Consider the following 21,242-nt stretch of genomic DNA (forward strand, 5'->3'; position numbering starts at 1 on the left):
AGCGTTCTCATATACAGTATAATAAACTTATTCGATTGCTTACAGAAGGTGGTCTTTCGTTGAAACAAAATAAGAAAATCACGATATCAGAAATTGCGGAGAAATGCGGAGTATCGGTATCAACCGTATCACGCGTATTGAATAATAGTCCCTCCGTCTCGCCAAAGAAGCGTGAGCGGATTCAGCGAATCATTGACGAACACCAATATACACCGAGTGTCTATGCACGTGGCATGATTCATCATACGAGTAAAAATATTGGCATTATGCTTCCCGATATCACCAATCCATACTTCGCTTCGTTATTTATGGAGATCCAGCGCTTTGCACTAAAGAGTAACTATGCAACACTTCTATTCAACACGATGTCTGTGCAGAAGAAAGCACAAGATAATGGTACTTTCTCTGAGGAATCCTACATACGGATGATTCTAGAGAAGCAGGTGGATGGCGTTCTCATTCTAGGCGGAGTCATCGACCGTGAGGATATTCCCGAAAGCTATATTCAAGCCCTCAATCAATTACATACACGCATTCCTGTTATTATCCTTGGCACGCAGATCGAAGGATGCGAGTGTCTCTTTATGGAGCGCAACCTGAAACAAGGGGTATCCTCTATCGTCCACCACCTGATTGCACTAGGACATGAGCGCATTGGCTTTATTGGCGGAGAGCCCGGTATTCGCATTACAACGGCACGGATCGATTCCTTCAAGCAGGTTATGACTGCACTGGATAAGCCTATTGCACAAGAGCATATTATAACCTCTGATTACTATGCACCGGATGGCTACGAAGCGATGAAGCAGTTGCTCCAGTTGGGACGCGATCAACTGCCTACTGCATTGATTGCGATGAACGATATGGTTGCTATCGGAGCGATTCGGGCGATGCAGGATACAGGACTAAAGTGTCCTGACGATATCGCCATCGCAAGCTGCGACCAATTCGAGCAGAGTGAGTACAGCATCCCACGGCTTACGTCATTGGATCAGCATAATGAATATCTGGGGCGAATGGCTGTCATGCAGCTAATCAGCGCCATGAACGGCTCAGCGGAGAAGATCTCCATTCATCACACGCCGAAGCTGATGATTCGTGAGTCATGCGGCGCGAAGGACTAATCGTTTACTACAGTTTTTACAGGAATGAAAAAGTCACTGATCTGGTCAGTGACTTTTTAGCATTTATCATAAAATAGCCATCATCAATTCAATGAGTCCATAACGATCCCCGACAGCGTTGGTCCATGCTTAACGGAGTTCTTTATCTTATCCGGCTCTAGTTCAGTCTCGGCAGCCTTATTGCATAATCCAGGAATCATTTCATCCTACGCGAGACGTATTAAGAGAAAATTCGGTACGCCTATTGAGCTTTTGACTCTCCGTTAGAGTTAACTATCATTTAATCCTTAATGCCTGGCCACAGCGTGCACAGTAGCGGGTACCCTGAGGAGACATTGACCCGCAGTTTTCACAATAAAGCTCCTGCGTCAGAGGCTTCACTTGATCGTCATGCCTTATCGCCTCATGCGTGGTTGGATTTAACATATTCAATGCATGGAACTCTTCTCTTCTTCCCCTCCGAATAAGTGAGAACAATAAATAGAGGCCCATAAACCCGACTACGGCCATAGCACCCGCCTTCATCAAACCCGATTCAAAGCGATAATTCCATATTGCATGCATCACAACTGCTGCCAAAAACATCTCCATTGCACGTCGCCATCTCGTCCATGGCTTGCCGCCCCCCAAATTCGAGTTCTTATGCATGCTGCTTGCATACCATATCCCCACAGTTGCAATCGCAGTCCATGTTCCATGACCGAAGGGCGATAATAGTGCTCTCATCCATAGGACAGCGAGCATCCCAAGTGAAGAGGCCTCGTCTAGATGCACCCATCCATAAATGATACTTTCCACTGCAGCGAATCCCATTCCTGCTGCGGCACCAAATACCACTGCATCCATCAGAAACTGGATTTTTCGCGTTCGAACGAGCATCACACAGATTAATAATTTAGCAGTTTCTTCTATTATAGCTACAGACAAAGGTACGGAAAGCTGCGAAAAGTCAAAGGAATTTGCTCTTACTTCAAACAGCCATGTTCGCTCTAAATACCAAGCCAGCGGGATAGCAACAATCGCGGTAGACACAAAAACTAAACCAAGCCTTATCTGACGAAAGCCTATTAACTGCTGACTTCTTATAAAAGCTACGAATGCTATGGGACCCACCACACCTCCAACAATTAAGGCGGAGATCTTCCACCATTGACTATGAAGGAACAGTGCTAAGAAGGATAAGACAAGGAATCCACCTACCAGCCAAAGTAATTGCTCAATCCACTTATCTTTGGCTTTAGGTAACGATTCATTATCCCGGGCAACAGACTCCTCGCCGAAAGCAATTGTAACTTTCTCCATCAGATGGGGTGTTCGCATATTTAGAAACTCAATGAGCTGTTGACGAACCGGAGCGTAATAGTCGAGTATAGTTAAGAATTCTAACTTGCCCATGATCAGTAATTCACTATCTTCTACCGCAATCAACGTGTGCGAGGAAGCAGTGTCTGTTAGTAACTCTGTCTCTCCATAAAAATCCCCTTCTCGAAGTACCGTCTTGCGCCGCTTTTGACCGCGAAGTTCGATACTCCCGCTGCTAATCATGAGAAATTGATCTATTACCGCACCTTCCACGATAATCTCTTCGCCCTTCGTTACTTTCTTGATCGTTGTAATCTCTGCAAGCCCCCGAAGCTCAGCATCAGGGATGACCGACCAGATTGTCGCTTTACGAAGCATACTATGGATCATCCGGATCCGTATGTTCACAAGCACACTCTCGTAAAATAACGGACTCAGATTCGCCAAGTATTCGAATGACGGACGGTCTAAACGCAACGCTTCTACTTGCCCGATTGCCGTAACACTAGCTGATCTTTGTACGTTCCGAATAAGACCGATCTCTCCGACTAACTCTCCCGGTCCAAGCTCAGCCAAGAGCAGTGCCTTCCCAACTAAATTAACCGAGGTGACCTGCACTTTCCCTTGCCATATAATGAAACAGTCCTTAGAGGTGGACTCTTCCATAAGAAGTCGTTGTCCATCCTCTAAAGACATAAGTTGTATAGCGTTAATTACATTTCGTAGCTCCGCATCAGGAACGCCTCGTAATAACGGATGATCACGTAGAAAATCGACTGCAGCATTGGGTATCATAGTTTTAACTCATCACCGCATATTTCCTATAATACTACTTCTGGACTCATCCATTTTTTTAATAAAATTTGTCATTGTATCGAAGGCTTCGTTACGTTTATTCGATAAACTTTGTAAGCGCTGCATGTCCATTTGCTGACTATTGCTTGCACTATCAATCTCTGACTTGATTTGTCCCAACAGATTCTCAAGTTCCCCTTTTGTTTGAGGTATAGCCATACTCATATCCGTAAACATAGCACCCTTGTCATCTGCCAGCTTCACAGCAGCGTCGGCCGCAGCACCTGAAGGAAGCTTCATAAGCTCTTCATTGACAATTCCCATCAATTGATTCAATTTTGAGATTTTTTCATTCTTGGCTTGCACGTCTGCGATTTGACTCTTCAACTGATCCTCTAACATACTTGTACGACTATTCTGTACAGCCATCATTGCTGTTTCAAGATCCATACCCTGAATGTTAACCTGTGTTATACCGCCCATATTAACACTGCCTACCGAATTTTGCGTCGCATTTCCATTCAAGGCATCCTTAACGGAGTTATAAACCGAATTGTTATATAACAAGGCCCCTCCTACAATGATCCCCAGTACAAAAGTACCTGACATAGATAAAACCAATTTTTTCACACTCATTCCATTCCCTCTTTTCATTTATTGATGATCACTGTGTCATTACGATTAATAAATCCAAATATGCGCTTTCTTTGTTAATATTGTTATATCATTTAGGGTGATTAATGGTCTGTAACCACCATTACATTTTCCAAATATTAGAACTCAAATTGCATCTAGTATATTCCTAAGTCTATCTATGTTACACACAAGTATTTTCCTCTGATCAATACGTATCAACTGCTCATTCTGTAATTCAAGCAATGACTTTGTCACGGTCTCGCGTGCCGTTCCTGTCATATCTGCCAGGTGTTGATGCGTTAATTTCAAATCGATTAGAACACCTTCATCAGAGGACACTCCATGCTGTTCTGTTAGACGCAACAACACGCGAGCAATACGCGTACGCACGTCGAGAACGGTCAAGTCCGTTATTAATTTATTGGCATCACGTAGACGATCTAAGGCTGTTTCCAAGATGCCGATCAGTATTTCCGGATTATTTTTTAATAAGGGAATGAAATCGCGTTTTTTCAAAATACATAAGGTGGACTTCTCAATGGTCCTTGCAGAAGCAGAGCGCGCTCTTTCATTTTGCAGCAAAGCCATTTCTCCAAAGAAATCACCTTCTCTAAAAATAGAAAGGATTACATCCCTTGAGAGGTTATCTTGATAGATTTGAACAACTCCAGATATAACCAGATAGAGTTCCTCTCCCTCATCACCTTCAAAAAAAATGGACTCTCCTTTTATGTAAGTACGCTCGCTACATAACTTGGCAATTTCAGCTAAATATCCATCATCAAGATGTTCGAAGAACGGGAAATCTCGTAACAGTTGTGGGTTCATCTTCAAGAGCTGCCTCCAGTGTAAGTAATAAGTTTTTTGACAAAATAAGTTTGCATTTATTTATTTTCACATTAGGCTCCAACTCTAGCAAAAGTTAAAACATCAAGGCTACCCTATATTTTAATTCTTTTAAATTGAAATAAATAGTGACAGCAGTCATCAAATTTTTATGTGACATTTTTACATTTTATGGATTAGTAATCTTAGTAAGATATACTCTTCACAATTCTTCAAACAAATAATTTAGGCCTTCATTATTCTTTTTGGAGTGTAGAGGTCATTTTTCGTTTGCAGGTCATAGAAAGCAAAAACCACATCCTTATGTGGATGTGATTTTTGGTAGAGACGAGTGAATTTGGACAAGCGTCTAAAATAAACTCCCCTCCCAAGGTAAATTGTTGTTGTTGATAGCTTCGAAGGAGAGATTTCAGTATTACAAGCCTACTTCACCTTGTATAGTTTCCAATAACCATTAAACTCTTGATACAATGTAGCCCACTCTGCTCCATCTTCATAGAGATCCGGATACTTTTGGTTCACTCCATCTATGGACAGAACGGCTTTCGGGTTTGGAAGCAGGATAAAATCAATGTTATGCTCTGCAGGATCTTCAAGCGATTCTACAAAATCATCATCACTTGTTATAACGAAGTTTTTAGGATTGCTGCTGCCCATAATAATTCTGAAGCTGCTGAATGAGTCTGAAAGAATCATCTGGTTAGGCACATTTTCATTAATAAATGCTGTTACCGCTGCGCCAGCTTGTTGTTCTTCAAACAGTTTATTTTGACGGAAAGCCTCATATTCATCGGATGCAATTTTCGGATTATTCATCATCATACCCATGACTACTCCGCTTATAAGCATCCCAATAATGAGCAGGGTTGATCCTACTTTACGAAATCTCATTTTGCTAATCTCGTAAGGAATCCACGCAACAACGATAGGAAATACATACATGTAGTATCGAATCCACGCTGCAGTCCCTCCCCTTAGCAAAAGAATAACTTGCATCGAAGGGATTGAGAGTGCAAGTATAATCAGCATGAGAAAATCCCATCTGAATATTCGCCGCTCTATGATACGCATCACAAATATGATAATGAGCGGTATACTGAAATACCATAAACGCTCCGCAACGAAAATTAAAGTAGAAATAGGGTTATTAACCAGCGAAGTAAATTTCTCATCTTCCATTAATAAGGTTGCTTGTCCTAAATTGCCGTAGCTGGATGTCAGAAAGTAAAATCCATCGCCCATAATTGTATAGTTAAAGAAAATCCATAGCAATCCTGAGAAAACAACCGGCGTTAATAGAAGAATCCACGTTCCCTCGACTTGCTGCAACCGCTCCTTCATTAATTCTGTTTTGGTCTGCAATATCCAGATAAGGACTGCTACTGCTAGTGCCGCCCCAAAAAATACGGTTTCGTAACGTGTCCAAAAAGCAAATGCAATTGCAATTGCTGCTATAACCAAAGGTCTTGCACCATCTTTTTGCATCCAGAGCAGCAATTGGATCACAGCTATGTTAATGAAATAAATGAAGATGACCTCTGTTAATCCATTGGCTCCATAATAAAAAATATACGGATTAAAAGCGTAAAGCAGTGCAAAGATGATGCTTAGCCATTTGTTCAGTCCGAATTGCTTTCCAGCCTTTACTAATAACGCTACAGTTAGAGCAGCAAATAAGCTGGAAACGATAACGGCAGCTAATCCTTCTGATGCAAGCGCTGGGAATATGGGATAAAAAACAAGTAAAATCATTTCCATAAAACTCGGGAGAGGGTTCCAGACAAACCCAATATTTGCAAGGCTCGGCTCACGACTATATAGGACATAGAAAGCATTAGCTACACGGCTTGAAGCGTCTCCCGACATAAATCCATAAATGGATGTTAGGTAATAGCCTACCCCCAGCTCTAGTAACAACACCAAAAAAAAGATAATAAATATTGATCGTTTCCATGTAACTGACATTCAATTCACCTATCCATTAATTTGTTGGCCTACATCGATGTATCCATGTTTGAATTTGCATGATGTGTATCCATAGTAGCGTGTCCGTGTGTCGTTTTTTCCCAATAAAATGGCTTGGTGACGAGTTGGATAGCCGCCTTAATTGCTGCGATACTCATCAGCACCCAATAAATCGGCGTCAACAATGTGTATTTGATAAGTGAAAATGAAAATACTTTATTTCCTTTGTTATGCAAATCTCTAGTCACCCAGTAAATACCAACAGTGAGACTGTATACAAAAATAAAATTGCCAATAAACAATTCAAATGCGGCGAAATAATAAATTGGACCTGGGAAAAATAGAGGTATGATTTCTACTTTCGCTAAATACCACAGCAACAGCATTGTCCAAAATATAGGGTTTAATAAAGGAAGCATGGGAGTTGCAAGCACCATCGCTTGAAATCCAAAAAAACCCTTTGTTCCGAGATCACGCCAAAGCTGAACCGGATTACGCATATGTACAAGCCATGTTTGCATATAACCCTTAATCCACCTCGACCGCTGTCTAATCCAGTTGCCTACTCGACTTGTTGCTTCTTCCCATGTTCTGGAATCAACAATAGCTGTCTTGTATCCTTCTTTATATAGTCGTACTCCAAGATCCGCATCTTCCGTCACGTTGTACGGATCCCACGCATTAATTTTCTTCAATACATCCGTCTTAAAATGGTTTGAAGTGCCTCCCAAAGGTATTGGAATATCGAGTTGCATTACTCCTGGCAGAAGCAATTCAAACCACATGCTATATTCATGAGTGAACCAGCGGGTTAGCAGATTTTGGTTGCTGTTGTAATAATTAAGCTTTGCCTGTATGCAGCAAACATTTTCTTGACTCGCCTGAAAGGCAAGGTATACTTTTTTCAGTTGATCTGGATCGGGACGATCTTCCGCATCATAGATAACTACATATTCTCCTCTAGCCCGTATAAGACCGTAGTTGCAAGCTTTTGGTTTAGTCTTGGGCAAGCTGTGCGGCACAACAAGCACCGTAAAGTAAGATGGAGGCTTGAATGTTCTCAGCAATTCCTGGGCTTCGACATCGTCCTCTTCAATTAGCAGCCTGACATCCAATTTCGATCTAGGATAATCTAAGTTTTCAATATTTCGAATAAGCTGTGGAATGATATTACTTTCCTTATAGATAGGAACCAGTATGCTATATACCGGCAAGGCTCTCTCATCTATAGCTGCAATTTCTTCCTCCGTGTACCTAAGCTGAGCTGTTTCCTTTGCTCCGTAGATTAAAATGGAATACTTAAAGAACGACATCAATAAATATCCGATTTGAACAACGATGTTAATAATGAGTAATGTCCACAGCCAATCCCATATCAAGCCGCCCACAAATAATACACCGGATATAAGTAATCCAATGGTTTGACTTTTCGTAAACGTAATATGTGCGGAATCTTCTGGTTTTTCGGCTATTAGCTTATCGGTACTTTCCAACATGAGCTCCTCGACGTAAACTTCTTTCCAGAATAATTCCATCTCGTCTCTAGTTGCCATTACTTGTTCAATCGGACTGTCCAGATATCTTTCTAGTTCCCTCACCTGTTCCTGAGTTAGAATGCTACTCACCGCTACCAAATACCGGTTGAAATCTCTATTCAAAATAATCGCATTATAAGCACGGGCCATCGTTTCTGGCAATTTATGCTCCTGCTCAAATGAAAACTCCACACCGATGCGACCCATATTATTCTGGGTGGCAATGGCCCGATATAGCTGATCAGGTTCAATAAAACGGAACGATAATAAAATATCTCCCAGAATACCTCCACTTTTCTGTTGAAACAAAAGAGCTTGATCCAGCTGTTCTTGCGTAATCTGCCCTGTATTCACCAGCATTTCGCCTAGTCTACCTTTGCTTGGAAGCTGCTGAGTGAATAATTGAATCGCTTCGCGATCCACATCTTCGAGTTTCATAATTATATCGCCTAGTCGACCGCCAAATCTTATCTGGTAGTCGATAGCCTCTTGCAGCTGTTCGTTCGTAATTAAACCTTCGCTCAACAGTGCATCCCCAATACGTACAGGCTTCATACGAATATTCTTCCTTTCCTTAGGAGCCTGTGCTCTTCCCAGTCGTAGTCATATCTTGTAATGTCTTCTTCACTAACTTCAACACCAATTTGAACCTCGATCAGGTCAAGGCCATCTATCGCTCGAATTGCATGTTTCGATCCACACTTAATATGAATCACATCCCCTGAACTCACAGTAAAACGTTGCTCATCAACAACGACATCCCCGTTTCCGCTAATAATCGTCCATATTTCATCGCGCTTCGTATGAATCTGGTAGCTAATATGTTTTCTAGCCCACACATGCACCCGCTTCGTAACTACTTGCTGGTCCATCTCATTTTTCTCTATATCAATCACACGGTACCATCCATATAGGGTTTCTTCGTACATAGGCCTTGCTGAAATGGGCTTTATCAGCTCCTTTAGCTTGGGACTGAGTTTTTTATCCGAGAACAAAATCCCGTCTGGACTGGCAGCGATAATTGCATTGGAAATCCCCATCACAACGATTGGAATCTGCAATTCATTAACGATATGTGTATTTACACTGTCCTCACTTAGAATACCTTTTCCATTCAAGTAACTTGGCATCGTGGTTGTCCATTCATCCCAAGTTCCCAGATCACTCCATTTTCCTTCATACGGTTTGACGACAACATTTCTTTCCTTCTCAACCACTTCATAATCAAAACTGATGGCAGGCATCGTATGATATTGAGTGAGAAGTCCCTCGTATTGCCTAGGCCATTGTGATGCATCCAACAATTGAAGTAGATAGCCTAAGCGGAAAACAAATACCCCGCAATTCCAGAGAGCACCCAAAGCAATCAATTGTGATGCTTCGTCTGAAGCTGGCTTTTCAACAAATCGGTCAATTGTTAACAAAGCTGCATCTCCATCTGAAGAATCGGGAAGAATATAACCGAACTTCTCTGAAGGATGTGTCGGTTTCAAGCCAATAAGCCCTATATTTGCTGTCGATGATTCAAATTCAAGCGCAAGCTGCCTAATAGCAGCAAAAAATCCTTCATCCGCTTCAACATCGACTGGCATGACTACAACTACCTCATCTTCGTTCACATTCCATTTCGTATGTAAAAAACTCGATGCCAAACATATTGCCGGGAAAGTGTCCCTCTTAACGGGCTCGAGCACGAGAGTAACATCATCGCCAAGTTGAGATTCGATAACCTCTTGCTGCACCCTACTTGCTGCAATTACCGCCGAAGAAGCAAGATCATACTTTTTTAAGTAGTTCCATACTCGTTGAATCATTGAAGTTTGACTTTCATTAATGCCATTATCACTATTCATTACCTTTATAAACTGTTTCGAACGATAGTCATTTGACAACGGCCATAATCGCTTTCCAGATCCGCCAGATAAAAGTATTATTTTCATAGTATTCTCCTTCTAGCTATTAATGAAAGATCAAATATCTCAAAGAAAGGAACCTAAAAGCAGCACTATTAATCTAGTTTATTTGACGACACTCATACATTATCTAACATATGAACCTTCCAAATACTATTTTTCTACATTTTCCTTTAAAAGAACAAGAAATTATGATCAAATTGTTACGAGGACCGTAGAGTTGTAGATAAAACAAAAACCACATCCTCTTGCTGATGTGGTTTTACATAGCGGAGCCGAATCGATATGACTAAAATAACAAGGGCATATACTCGCTTTCCTAGCTTAATTATCCTGCGTCAGATTCGCACTTGCCAAGAGCTCATTATAAGTTGTAATCTGAGGCTCCTTAGAACCATAATAAAATGGGTTCGTAAAGGCGAGCAGCGTCCCTACTTCATCACGAATGTCAAAGCGGTACCAGTTATACGTTCCCTCTTCTAATGGTATGTTCCATTCCAGCATCTCAGGTACTTCTCCCGTGGCCGTTGCGGATACATCCCTCACCCATTCAGCATTTCCATTGTGGATTAGTGTCACTCGAGCGTTCACATGACTAGCTACGCTTAATTTGCAAGTCACTTCACGGGATGCCATTTCATCATACTCCTGACTAAACGCAGTAGACAGATTACACCCGAAACGGTAAGCATTATCGCCGATTTGAATCGATGCATCAATTACTGGACCGCGCGATACATAAACATATCCATTCCGCACGCCTTCTAATACTGCATCTGCACTCAGATCATCACACCACACATACGTAGCAGGATCTCCAATTAAAGATGGAATTGGGCTATCATCATATTTGTCTGTCGGTAGCATATGTGAGTCAGAGCCACCAATACCTGTAATGCGGTAGCCTTCATTCCAGCTTGCCGTCCATAACTGCAATGCTTTTTCGGTAGCTACATGATTCGGAGAAAAGGTCGGGTCATTCCATATTTCCATGGATTGTACTCCCTCCAACTTCGTCTCTCCGTAAAGCCAAGCCCAAGGTCTCAGCATCGGATGATTAATTGAGCAAATCGCCCCCAGTTCAGCAGCTTCTTTCATCAATCGATCCATACCCTGCTGAGTGGTTAAGCCTCCATCCAGTGAGGTCGCTCGCCAATCGATCCACTTCCGAAGTCCCAGTGCATTCCAGTGTCCGTCACCAGCCGTTATCTCCACACCTGGAATGACGAGCGCGTTTCCTTTAGCCCAGGATGTAGACATCACATTGTGATCTGTCGCTACAAAGAAATCCATACCTTGCTTCAGCGCTTGTTCGCGGTTCATGAGCTGCGTCATCTTACCATCAGACAACACGGTATGCGTATGGAAATCCCCCTTGTACCAACGGCTCCCCGTCTGCCACACCTTCGCCCAGTCATAGTTGTCCATCGTGAAGCCAGCATTCAGCTTGCCACTGTTCCAATACTCACGTTCGCCCTGCATTAGCGTCGATACGTACTCCTCTGGCAATGTACCACAACCAAATTCCCACTCAGCTTCGAAAGTTCTGCCTTCTTCATTTGAAACTTCAAGCATCCATGTGCCGGTCACGATCGGCCCTGGCACCGCGATTGAACTCGTTAATTCCGGCTGGTTATGAACGACAATGAGCCGCTCGTTTCCACCATCTAGGAAGCAGAATCGAATATGTTTTTCCGAATCAAACAGATGTAATCGTCCCCAAGAATTCTCCTTCTCATAAGTAAACCGAATCGCGAACCATTCGTACTCTTCTTCAGCCTCAATCGGGAAGTAGGTATTATTCTGCTCCAGCTTAACGGAAATTTGTCCTTTATTCATAGTTAGCCACCCTCGATATTCCAAGTTTATTTGTGCAGTTCTTCATCTATCCAAGTGTTCCAATAATTATTATCCCTGCCGTAATCGCAATCGACATCATGACCCTCATTCTACCTTGCTGTTCCTTCAAGACTAGTATACCTAGCAGTGTACCGAAGACGGTGCCTATCTCTCTGATCGGAGACAGATGTGATAAAGGACCTAGATTCATAGCAAATAAGAATAACAAGTAAGAACCCGGCGATAAGATGGAACCGACTATAAGCGGCACCTTATTGATCTTCCATTCCGTCTTGACCGCTTTCGAGCGTAATGCAGGCAATGTTAAAACAAGCATATAGCCAATGTTGCACAGGGCCAGTAATGCAAGCGGTGGCATGAATTCCAATATAATCTTATCCGTCAGGGTATAGCCTGTTATGCATAAACCGACCCCAAGAGCATACATAAGACCTTTCATATACTTCTTATCTTGCAGCAGTGTTCGATTCAGCTTAAAGCCACCGATGCGGATCATTCCATAAATAATAAGCATTAAACCTGCCCATCCGAAGATGGAAAGAGACTCGCTGTATATAAGTACACTTAGGATAGGAACGAGCAGTGCTCCTGTCCCACGCATAATCGGATAAACCTGTGAAATATCACCGAACTGATATGCCTTCGATAGTAATATGAAATACCCACTCTGCAGCATAATAGATAGCAGTATTAAGCCGTAAGCTCTCAATGGAATCGTGTTGTTTACTAGCCATTCAATCAGATATGGAGTGAGCAGCAAAAAACATGGGATATTAATCATCCATAGGAACACATCTTTATTCATGCTGCGTTTCGCAAACAAATTCCATATCGAATGTGTAAAACCAGATGCTAACACGAGTATGAGTGCGATAGTTGTCATTGTTTAATCACCGAGTTTCTTGTAAAGGTTGTGACTCGTACCAGTATCCTTTTATTCCTTTTTCCAAACGTATCAGTGCTTCAAGGTAGAAATAATCGCCCCATATCATATAATCATCTGGAGCTACATTTCCTCGTACATAGTAGGACCCATGTTTTAATAATCCCTCGGCGCCTTCTTCGCCAATAGTTGAATAATGAAGCACGAGTGAGGTCATCGACAGCTCAAACTTCTCCTCAAACTCAGCGCGATCGGGGTCTGCATCATCAAGAAGACTTAGCATCTCGATCAAGCCAGCTGCGACGATCGCTGAAGCGGAACTGTCTCGATACGTATTCACATTAACCGGAGCATCAAAATCCCAATAAGCCACATAATCTTCTGGCAGTTGCCCAATAAAATAGGATGCCATACGCTTCGCCGTGTCCAAGTAAACTTTATGTCCTGTGTAGCGGTAAGCAAGGGAAAAGCCATAAACACCCCATGCTTGACCACGAGCCCATGTAGATCCGTTCGTAAATCCTTGATGTGTCGCTCCGCCAAGCGCTTCACCCGTTTCGGTATCAAACACAAACGTGTGGTATGAGCTATCATCCCCACGCACAAGATATCGCAGGCTTTGATCAGCTTGCTTAATCGCAACCTGACGATAACGCTCTTCCCCAGTTTGTTGATAAGCCCAGAACAACAGAGGGAGATTCATGAGACAATCAATGATCATTCGTCCCCCATGTTGTGCATCACCAGACAGTCCCCAAGCTTGAATATACTGTCCATCCTCGCGCCAACGACACATGAGTACATCTGCCGCTTGCAGTGTTAATTCTCTTGATTCCTCATCCCGTTCCACCACCCATTGCGCCTGCGAGGATAACGTATATAGGAATCCTATGTCATGATGATCAAGAACAATGTTCTGTTCCATTCTCCGCTTAAAGCTTTTTACCGTAAGTTGCGCTGCCTCACGGTAAGCCTCGTCGCCAGAATACTCGTAGCATAACCACAACATTCCGCTCCAGAACCCGTTCGTCCAATCTTCATTATTGTTCAATTCATACCTGCCGTTAACACTGACATGTGGGAAGCGATCTCCGAAACGCTCCACATTATTTTTGATCTTCTCCATTGCATCTTCAATTGCGTGTTTCCACACATCCCAACACCCTTTCCAAGAACCATTCAGAGTCCGCTTTATAAGCCACATCGCCCTACTGAATCCATACTAATGTCACCCTAAATCTGGTTGATCCTGAAGTGTAACTAGCAGGTCCTTCGTACCATGCAATTCGAACACAACAATCTCATTCTCACCCGCACGCAGAAGTGGCCCTGGAACATAAAGCCTCTTCTGCGGTCCTGCCTCCCAATAACGTCCGAGGTTGAAGCCATTTACGAATACAATTCCCTTTGTCCAGCCCTCAAGTGCTAGAAAGGTGTCTGCGATATCTGCCTCTTGCTCAATATGAAAGGAGCCTTTATAAAATGCAGGTCCTTCGCTTCCTTCCTCAACATGAACAACAGGTGCATCATGTAGTAGATCGATATTGTCCATGGGTAGACTATGAATCGTCCAATCAAATAGGAACTGAAATCCCAATCTCGCACCCTCGGTAATTCCCTTACAATCTCTTAAAAACGGTCCATAATTCGTTCTGCCCATATTCTCCACTAGAATACGAAGCTCAGCTCCGCCCTCTGGTACATGGAACTCAATCGGCTGCGGATCCCAACGCTCAATAACTCCCTTATACTCTCCATCGAGGAATACGAGCGCACGATCATGTACTTCCTGCAAGACCAGTGAACAATTTTGTCTAGGACCGGAAACGTTCGTTGTATATAAAATGAAGCCATAATCCTGCCCCAGCTTCTCCATCGGCTCTGGGCAAGTCCGTTGCACAGATGTCGACAGCACTGGCAGTAGATCAAACAGCGGTGCAACTGGCTTCAGCTGAACACTGCCATACCCCATCTTGCGAACAGGCTCAGGAAGCGGCATTAGCTCCGTATCGAAATATTTTGCAATCAGCTCCCTTAACAGAATGTACTTCTCTGTAATATCTCCCCATTCTGTCAGTGGGCTGTCATAGTCGTAGCTAGTTACCGTTGGTTCGTATGTACCATGATTGTTGGCACCATTGTAAAATCCAAAGTTCGTTCCGCCATGAAACATATAAAAGTTAACCGATCCGCCAGCCTTCAGCATATCCTCAAACACATGCACAGCATCCTGTACAGCTCGCGTATGATGCGGCTTGTTCCAATGATCGAACCACCCGTTCCAATACTCCATACACATAAGCGGCTTATCCGGCTGCACCTGCTTCAAACTATTAAAGGCTTCCTCCGTTCTCGAACCAAAATTAACGGTTTCAAGTACTCCTGGAACCATACCGCCTTGCAGCATGAAATCTTCCGGGCCATCTGAGGTGAACAGTAGGACATCCATCCCGCGTGAGATCATACTCTCCTGTATATGTTCAAGATATTTTAGGTCATTCCCATAGCTTCCGTACTCGTTCTCTATCTGCATCGCGATGATCGGACCGCCATTCGTACATAACAAAGGCTTCAGCTTCGGCAGCAGCACATCATAATAAGAATCTATCTTAGACAAAAATGCCTCGTCATAACAGCGCAAGCGCATCCCATCCTCGGCAAGCAGCCAGGCCGGCATTCCACCGAACTCCCACTCCGCACAGATGTAAGGACTTGGACGAACGATGACATGCAAGTCTAACTCTGCTGCTGTTTCGATAAATGTCACGATATCCGCCATACCCGTAAAACAGAACTTACCTTTCTGAGGCTCATGAATATTCCATGCAACGTACGTTTCTACCGTGTTAAAGCCGCAAGCCTTCAGCTTGCTCAATCGATCCTTCCAATACTCAGGAATTACGCGGAAATAGTGAATCGCTCCTGACACAATCGTAAGGGGTGTACCCTCATAAATAAATTGATCTCCTTGCACTGTGAATGATGCCATATTCCATGCTCCTCTACTCATGAACTCGATATAAGCTCCTTCTACCTGTCATTCCTATTCTGAACATGAATTCTCACCAACCAGACGGTTAATCTCTTCACGCTTACGGATATACCATTCCGCTTCTTGTGGGTATACTTCAAAGGATAATTCTTGCTCCAAGCCATCCTCCAATAAGGCAATTACTGCTTCTCTTCCAATATTCTGCTCGAGTAGCTCAAGTGCGCGCAAATCCTGCAGAGCTTCCATAAGCACCTCCAGCCTGATCGACTCGATCGGTCCCTCAGCGCCTGGATATACCAAAAATGCATCGCCCGCTGGGAATCCACCTCCTGCATCCGTCACTTGAAATGGATCAATCGGATACTTCGAGAACTGTGCATACCAGAAGTTGTAACCCCAATGCAAAAATCCTTTAAGTTTTAGCTTGTAAATTTGCATCCCGAGTACACGATTGCGTGATGACGGCATATGAAGAAAGCGATTAGAAACGAGCTTGTATTGGGCACAGCAATAATAAGTCCATAACCCCTCTACGCCATGATCCAGAAATGGTCGAATACCATTGCTGGCTGGAATCGGGTGCTTAATTAAACCACTTTCATAAAATTCATACTCAGAGAGCGCATCAATGATCGGAAAGCCTTCTAAAATTGGCTTAATAAGCTCACTCGCTGCACGATAGGTATCCATGTCCGCAAGATTCGGTTCATCCGATAGATGGAAATAAACTCGCTGCTCTAAACCATTCTCTCTTACAAACGCTAATAGCTCTTGTAAAAATAATGTAAGGAATCCAGTGTATTCCGGATCTTTAGAATCGGTATCCCATCCAAATAATTGCTTTAATTGACCATCAACCATAGCCATTACTTTTGGTGCATGCTTGGCACCCCATTGTGTGAATAGATGGGAGAACTCAAAATATTTCACTCCACTGCGGTCACACAGCTCTATCCAACGCTTTAATCGTTCAAAAGTGAAGTTATACTTCTCTCCTGTCCGTTCCACTTGAACAAGTTGTACGGTTGGGCGGTCTCCCCCAATCTCCGTGTCTAACGGCGGTGTGAACAAAGGGGTTAGAATCATATTCATTCCATGTTTCACCGCGGTGTGGATGTATTGCTCAATCAACTGCCAATGGTACTCGCTAAATATGTCTGTTTTATAGTAGGTAGCCAAGCAATCTACATGGAACCATTCCGTATGTATAAGCGACTGCTCCGGCAATGTTGCCGCGATCACTTCCAGCGTAAATGTTTCCTCACCTACTTGTTCGCCGCTATCATTTGCGATTTGGATGCAAATATCAAATAAGCCCGCCTTAGCATTGAGCGGCACCTCAACAGTGATCCATATTGAGCGCCATTGATTCGGATAACCAGTTAAACCTCGATTCGTATCGAACGGAATTAACGCATCTGGATAAAGACCTGGCGTGCTTCTCAAGACATGTTCATCAGCATCGTGATAGCTCACCATATTAGCAGGTACTAGCTCTACAGTTCGTACAGTTATATTGGGCCCCAACTCGGATTGCACCGCCCGAACCTGAAGCGACCGCATAAGTACATTTGCCCGATATGCAACCTGGAAAGAATAGGACTCACCAAGTAGTGCCGAACCTCTAAGTTGAGTTGGCGCATGCAGTTCTTCATCGGCAAATACCTTGATTAATGAACTGATACATCTTGTTTCCATCCGTGCAGCTCTATTCAACATTTCCACTTCTTTTCCCCCCATATGAATTGGTAAAAGGATAAGCCCGGCAAACTCGACTGACTATTCGAACTTACCGGGCTTATTAAATTATTTACTTGCTTTGTAAGCATCACTAGTATCTTTGAGATGCTGCTGGAAGCTAGGATCTGCTTTCAGTCCATTAATAAACTTGTCCCAATCCGCCAAGCTTGATTTTTTGATAACGACATTTGTATACATATCAACAAACTTCTTCTGCCAATCGCCGCCTTTTTCCATCCACGCTTCGGTATTTGGCAATCCTGCAGCAGGATTCTTAATCGAAGATTCTGAGATTGTATCGATCAGCTTACGATTGTACTCTAATACGTCTGCTGGCATTCCAGGTCCTTCAGCACGTTGGTATTTATTGAAGAAACCAGAAATCCATTGTGCTGTTGTCGCTGTACCATATCCTTGCTTCTTACCTTCATCTGTTTGAACAATAGAACCATCTTCAGAAACGGTATAATCTTTGTCTTTGATACCATAAGTGACGAGATTGTATCCTTCTTGAGTAGCAGTTTCGTTGTAAACTTCAAGAATCTTCTTGAGCTTGTCTTCGCTAACCGATTTGTTAACTAGGAACAATCCATAGTAACCGTAAGCTTGTTCATTGTATTTCTTGCCATCTTTCGCAGCTGGGATTTCATACGCCTTCAACTCAGCTTCAGGCTTAATCTTCTGCAACTCTTGACCAAATATAAATGCTTCGTTAATATTTCCGAATGAGATCCCCGCCTTGCCTTGAATCATCATTTCTTTCACTTGGCTTGACTTCATAACTGGTAAGTCCGGTGTAATAAGACCATCACCATAAGCCTTGCTCCAGAATTCAAGCCCTTCTCTCGCTTCAGCTGTCAGCCAGTATGGCTCAAGACCGCCATCAGCTGTCTCCTTCCAAGCTGTACCTGCACCAAACATCGTCATCATATAAGGACTGACACTTGCTTGTACCATACCGTAAGTATCGTTTTTACCATTTTTATCCGGGTCATTCTTTGTAAAGGCTTCTAACACTTTGTAGAACTCTTCCATCGTAGTGGGAGCAGTCAATCCCACGTTTTTGAGCCAATCTTCACGAATCAACAAGGACTCATGTCCGTCCAATGGACGAACGCGTGGAATACCGTAGGATTTTCCTTTGAACTTAATATTGTTAATCGCATTCTCCGGATAGCCTGCTAGATTCGGATAGTCTGGCAAGAAAGGAGTCAAATCCCAGAATGCCCCTTGATCGATTGCGGTTGAGAATGCAGGGTCATTAATATCCTCGATGAGAACGACATCTGGCAAACTCTTCGAAGCAAGCAATGCATTCAACTTTTCTTTATAGTTATTAATTGGATAGAAGTCGATTTTAAGCTTTACATTCAGTTTTTCATTCAGCTGTAGAACGCTTTCAAGATCACTACTAGGGGATTCACCATAAGTCATCGTACCGATATTGATCTCAACTGGCTTTTGTTGTTCAACCTTGGAAGTATCTCCAGCAGAATTGGTCTCCTCACCCTTTGCACAGCCCACCAACATGCTTGTAGCGAGAACTAACACCAATAGCATTGTCATCCAACTTCTTTTTTTCATTTGTAAAAACCCTCCCTTTTATCTAATAAATTAATATATAAGATTGGTCACCCCTTAACCCTTCACGGAACCAACCAACATACCCTTAACAAAGTACTTCTGAAGGAACGGGTAGACCATAATGATAGGTAGAGACGCAACGACTACTGCCGCCATCTTAATCGTCTCTGGAGGAAGCATCTGTTCACTCTGTAACATTGCAGCTACGGATGGATCTGCTATATTCGTTGAAGCTTGTATCAGCATCATTTGCAGCACAACCTGCATCGGTCGAAGTTCATCTGAGTTGATGTACAATACGCCATTGAAGTACGTATTCCAGAAACCTACTGCAAAGAATAGCCCGAATGCAGCGACCGCTGACAGCGAGATCGGGAACATAATTTTGAAAAAGACTCCAATATCATTACATCCATCAATCTTGGCTGCTTCCTCTAACTCCTCCGGCAGTTCCTGATAGAAGTTCTTCATCAAGAATACATACCATGCGCTTGTAATTGCCGGTAAAATCAACGACCAGATCGAGTCAATAAGACCTAATCCTTCAACTAACATGAAATTCGGAATCATTCCTGGGTTGAACAACATCGTCATAAGAATAGCAACTAGGAAAAGTTTCTTACCGAAAAATCGTTTCCGTGACAGAGAATACGCCAAGGCACTCGTCACCATAATACTAATCGCAGAACCGACAATAGCTAAGAAGGCACTGACCCCTAATGAGCTCATAAACATCTTGGTAGATAGAATGTACTTATAGGAGGAGAGACTCCATTTTTCCGGAATAATAATTAATGGCTTGCTCAAATATTCCGAAGGATCTGTAAAAGATACGATAATGACATAAAGAAAAGGTAGTAGTGTTACAAGCCCGATTAAACTGAGCACCGTATAAATGATGCCGTTTGTCACTTTATAGCCGAGGGACTTATTCATTAGTAAAGACCCTCCTCACCGAATTTTTTAGCTAAACGATTTGCTGTTACTACAAGTACAAGACCAACAACCGACTTGAATACTCCAACGACTGTCGCATAACTGAAACGACCGTTCTGTATCCCAGCCCGATACACATATGTATCAAAGACATCCGCAACATGCGCTACGGGAGAACTCATCATCAAAAAGATCTGTTCAAACCCTACCTCCATCACTTGACCAAGCCTGAGTATGAGCAAAACGACGATTGTACTCCTGATGCAAGGCACTGTAATCTTCATAATTTGTTTCCATCGGTTCGCACCATCAATTTGTGCCGCCTCATACATTTCTTGATTAATACCTGCAATTGCAGCCAAGAAGATGATTGTACCCCACCCGGCTTCTTTCCATATGCTCTGCGCAGTTAACAAGCCCCAGAAGTAATTCGGCTCTGTCAAGAAAGCGATCGGCTGTCCACCAAGCTCGACAATAATCTTGTTAACAATTCCATCGCTCTGTCCGAGAATGATAAAACAGATACCAGCAATGATTACCCAAGATAAAAAGTGAGGTAAATAAACTATCGTTTGTATTACTTTCTTAAATCTCATACTCCGAACCTCGTTAATGAGTAATGCAAGAACGATCGGAATCGGGAAGAAGAAGATGATGTTTAGCAAGCTAATCGCCATCGTATTTCTAAATAAGAGAAAGAAGTCTGGATTCGTGAAAAACTCACTAAAATATTTGAATCCGACCCATTCGCTTTCCCAGAACCCTAGGTATGGAGAATAGTTTTTAAATGCTAAACCTAGCCCCCATAGCGGGAAGTACTTAAAGATTAAGAAGTAGAGAAGACCTGGAAGCGCTAGTAAGTACAAATATTTCTCTCGACCAAATATGACTTTGAATCGAGCCCAATGGGAGTCTTTCGGTTTTAAACTTTGTCTCTCGGCTTCATATGCCTGTGATAAACTTGCGTTCGCTAATTTAAGATTAGATTGCGGCAAGGGTTTCACCACCTCCAACGATTTTGTTTGAACTTGGTTGACTGTAACGTTTCATGTCTGCATCTTACAAGCTGCAACGCTCATCAACAATGACCAATTCTTATTCGCCTGAGATCCTTGTGCAATAATTGCGAAT

The 21,242-nt window shown here is 42.9% G+C and carries 15 protein-coding genes; 1 reads left to right on the forward strand and 14 read right to left on the reverse strand.

Annotated features, from left to right (window positions below; translation table 11 throughout):
- Positions 1–59 precede the first annotated feature (59 nt).
- A complete protein-coding gene (locus tag NSS67_RS01645; RefSeq protein ID WP_339318046.1) occupies positions 60–1,124 on the forward strand; it encodes a LacI family DNA-binding transcriptional regulator in 1,065 nt (354 codons plus the stop codon).
- Positions 1,125–1,400: 276 nt separating this feature from the next.
- Here the strand turns inward: NSS67_RS01645 and NSS67_RS01650 are convergent, their stop codons facing one another.
- The 14 genes from NSS67_RS01650 to NSS67_RS01715 all read right to left on the reverse strand — a co-directional run bounded on the left by NSS67_RS01650 (position 1,401) and on the right by NSS67_RS01715 (position 20,998).
- Positions 1,401–3,221, reverse strand: a complete 1,821-nt coding sequence (locus tag NSS67_RS01650) for a cyclic nucleotide-binding domain-containing protein (RefSeq protein WP_339318047.1) — start codon at positions 3,219–3,221, stop codon at positions 1,401–1,403.
- Between the two features lie 12 nt (positions 3,222–3,233).
- Positions 3,234–3,857, reverse strand: coding sequence for a hypothetical protein (locus NSS67_RS01655; RefSeq protein WP_339318048.1), 624 nt, complete (start codon positions 3,855–3,857; stop codon positions 3,234–3,236).
- Between the two features lie 144 nt (positions 3,858–4,001).
- The gene (locus NSS67_RS01660; protein ID WP_339318049.1) at positions 4,002–4,685 is read right to left on the reverse strand and encodes a Crp/Fnr family transcriptional regulator; all 684 of its coding nucleotides are present in this window, start codon (positions 4,683–4,685) and stop codon (positions 4,002–4,004) included.
- A gap of 441 nt (positions 4,686–5,126) precedes the next feature.
- On the reverse strand, positions 5,127–6,668 hold the full coding sequence (locus NSS67_RS01665; protein ID WP_339318050.1) for a glycosyltransferase family 39 protein: 1,542 nt from the start codon (positions 6,666–6,668) through the stop codon (positions 5,127–5,129).
- Between the two features lie 29 nt (positions 6,669–6,697).
- Positions 6,698–8,758, reverse strand: a complete 2,061-nt coding sequence (locus NSS67_RS01670) for a glycosyltransferase family 2 protein (RefSeq protein ID WP_339318051.1) — start codon at positions 8,756–8,758, stop codon at positions 6,698–6,700.
- Positions 8,755–10,143 carry a sugar phosphate nucleotidyltransferase gene (locus tag NSS67_RS01675; protein ID WP_339318052.1) on the reverse strand — a complete coding sequence of 463 codons (1,389 nt, stop codon included), beginning with the start codon at positions 10,141–10,143 and terminating at the stop codon, positions 8,755–8,757. Before NSS67_RS01675 ends, NSS67_RS01670 begins: the two co-directional genes overlap by 4 nt.
- 297 nt (positions 10,144–10,440) lie before the next feature.
- Positions 10,441–11,955: a CehA/McbA family metallohydrolase gene (locus tag NSS67_RS01680; protein ID WP_339318053.1), complete on the reverse strand. Its 1,515-nt coding sequence runs from the start codon at positions 11,953–11,955 to the stop codon at positions 10,441–10,443.
- 46 nt (positions 11,956–12,001) lie between these two features.
- Positions 12,002–12,859 (reverse strand): DMT family transporter, encoded by an 858-nt coding sequence (locus NSS67_RS01685; RefSeq protein WP_339318054.1) that lies wholly within the window; start codon positions 12,857–12,859, stop codon positions 12,002–12,004.
- A gap of 7 nt (positions 12,860–12,866) precedes the next feature.
- Positions 12,867–14,012: a glycoside hydrolase family 88 protein gene (locus NSS67_RS01690; RefSeq protein WP_339318055.1), complete on the reverse strand. Its 1,146-nt coding sequence runs from the start codon at positions 14,010–14,012 to the stop codon at positions 12,867–12,869.
- A gap of 75 nt (positions 14,013–14,087) precedes the next feature.
- Positions 14,088–15,848, reverse strand: coding sequence for a beta-galactosidase family protein (locus NSS67_RS01695; protein WP_339318056.1), 1,761 nt, complete (start codon positions 15,846–15,848; stop codon positions 14,088–14,090).
- A gap of 54 nt (positions 15,849–15,902) precedes the next feature.
- Entirely contained in the window at positions 15,903–17,570 is a 1,668-nt protein-coding gene (locus NSS67_RS01700; RefSeq protein WP_339320474.1) for a DUF4091 domain-containing protein, read from the reverse strand.
- 87 nt (positions 17,571–17,657) lie between these two features.
- A complete protein-coding gene (locus NSS67_RS01705; RefSeq protein WP_339318057.1) occupies positions 17,658–19,175 on the reverse strand; it encodes an extracellular solute-binding protein in 1,518 nt (505 codons plus the stop codon).
- Between the two features lie 54 nt (positions 19,176–19,229).
- A complete protein-coding gene (locus NSS67_RS01710; RefSeq protein WP_339318058.1) occupies positions 19,230–20,111 on the reverse strand; it encodes a carbohydrate ABC transporter permease in 882 nt (293 codons plus the stop codon).
- Positions 20,111–20,998, reverse strand: a complete 888-nt coding sequence (locus NSS67_RS01715; RefSeq protein WP_339320475.1) for an ABC transporter permease subunit — start codon at positions 20,996–20,998, stop codon at positions 20,111–20,113. Before NSS67_RS01715 ends, NSS67_RS01710 begins: the two co-directional genes overlap by 1 nt.
- Positions 20,999–21,242: the final 244 nt, after the last annotated feature.

It is taken from the genome of Paenibacillus sp. FSL R10-2734 (genome assembly GCF_037963865.1).
Classification (GTDB): domain Bacteria; phylum Bacillota; class Bacilli; order Paenibacillales; family Paenibacillaceae; genus Paenibacillus_AQ.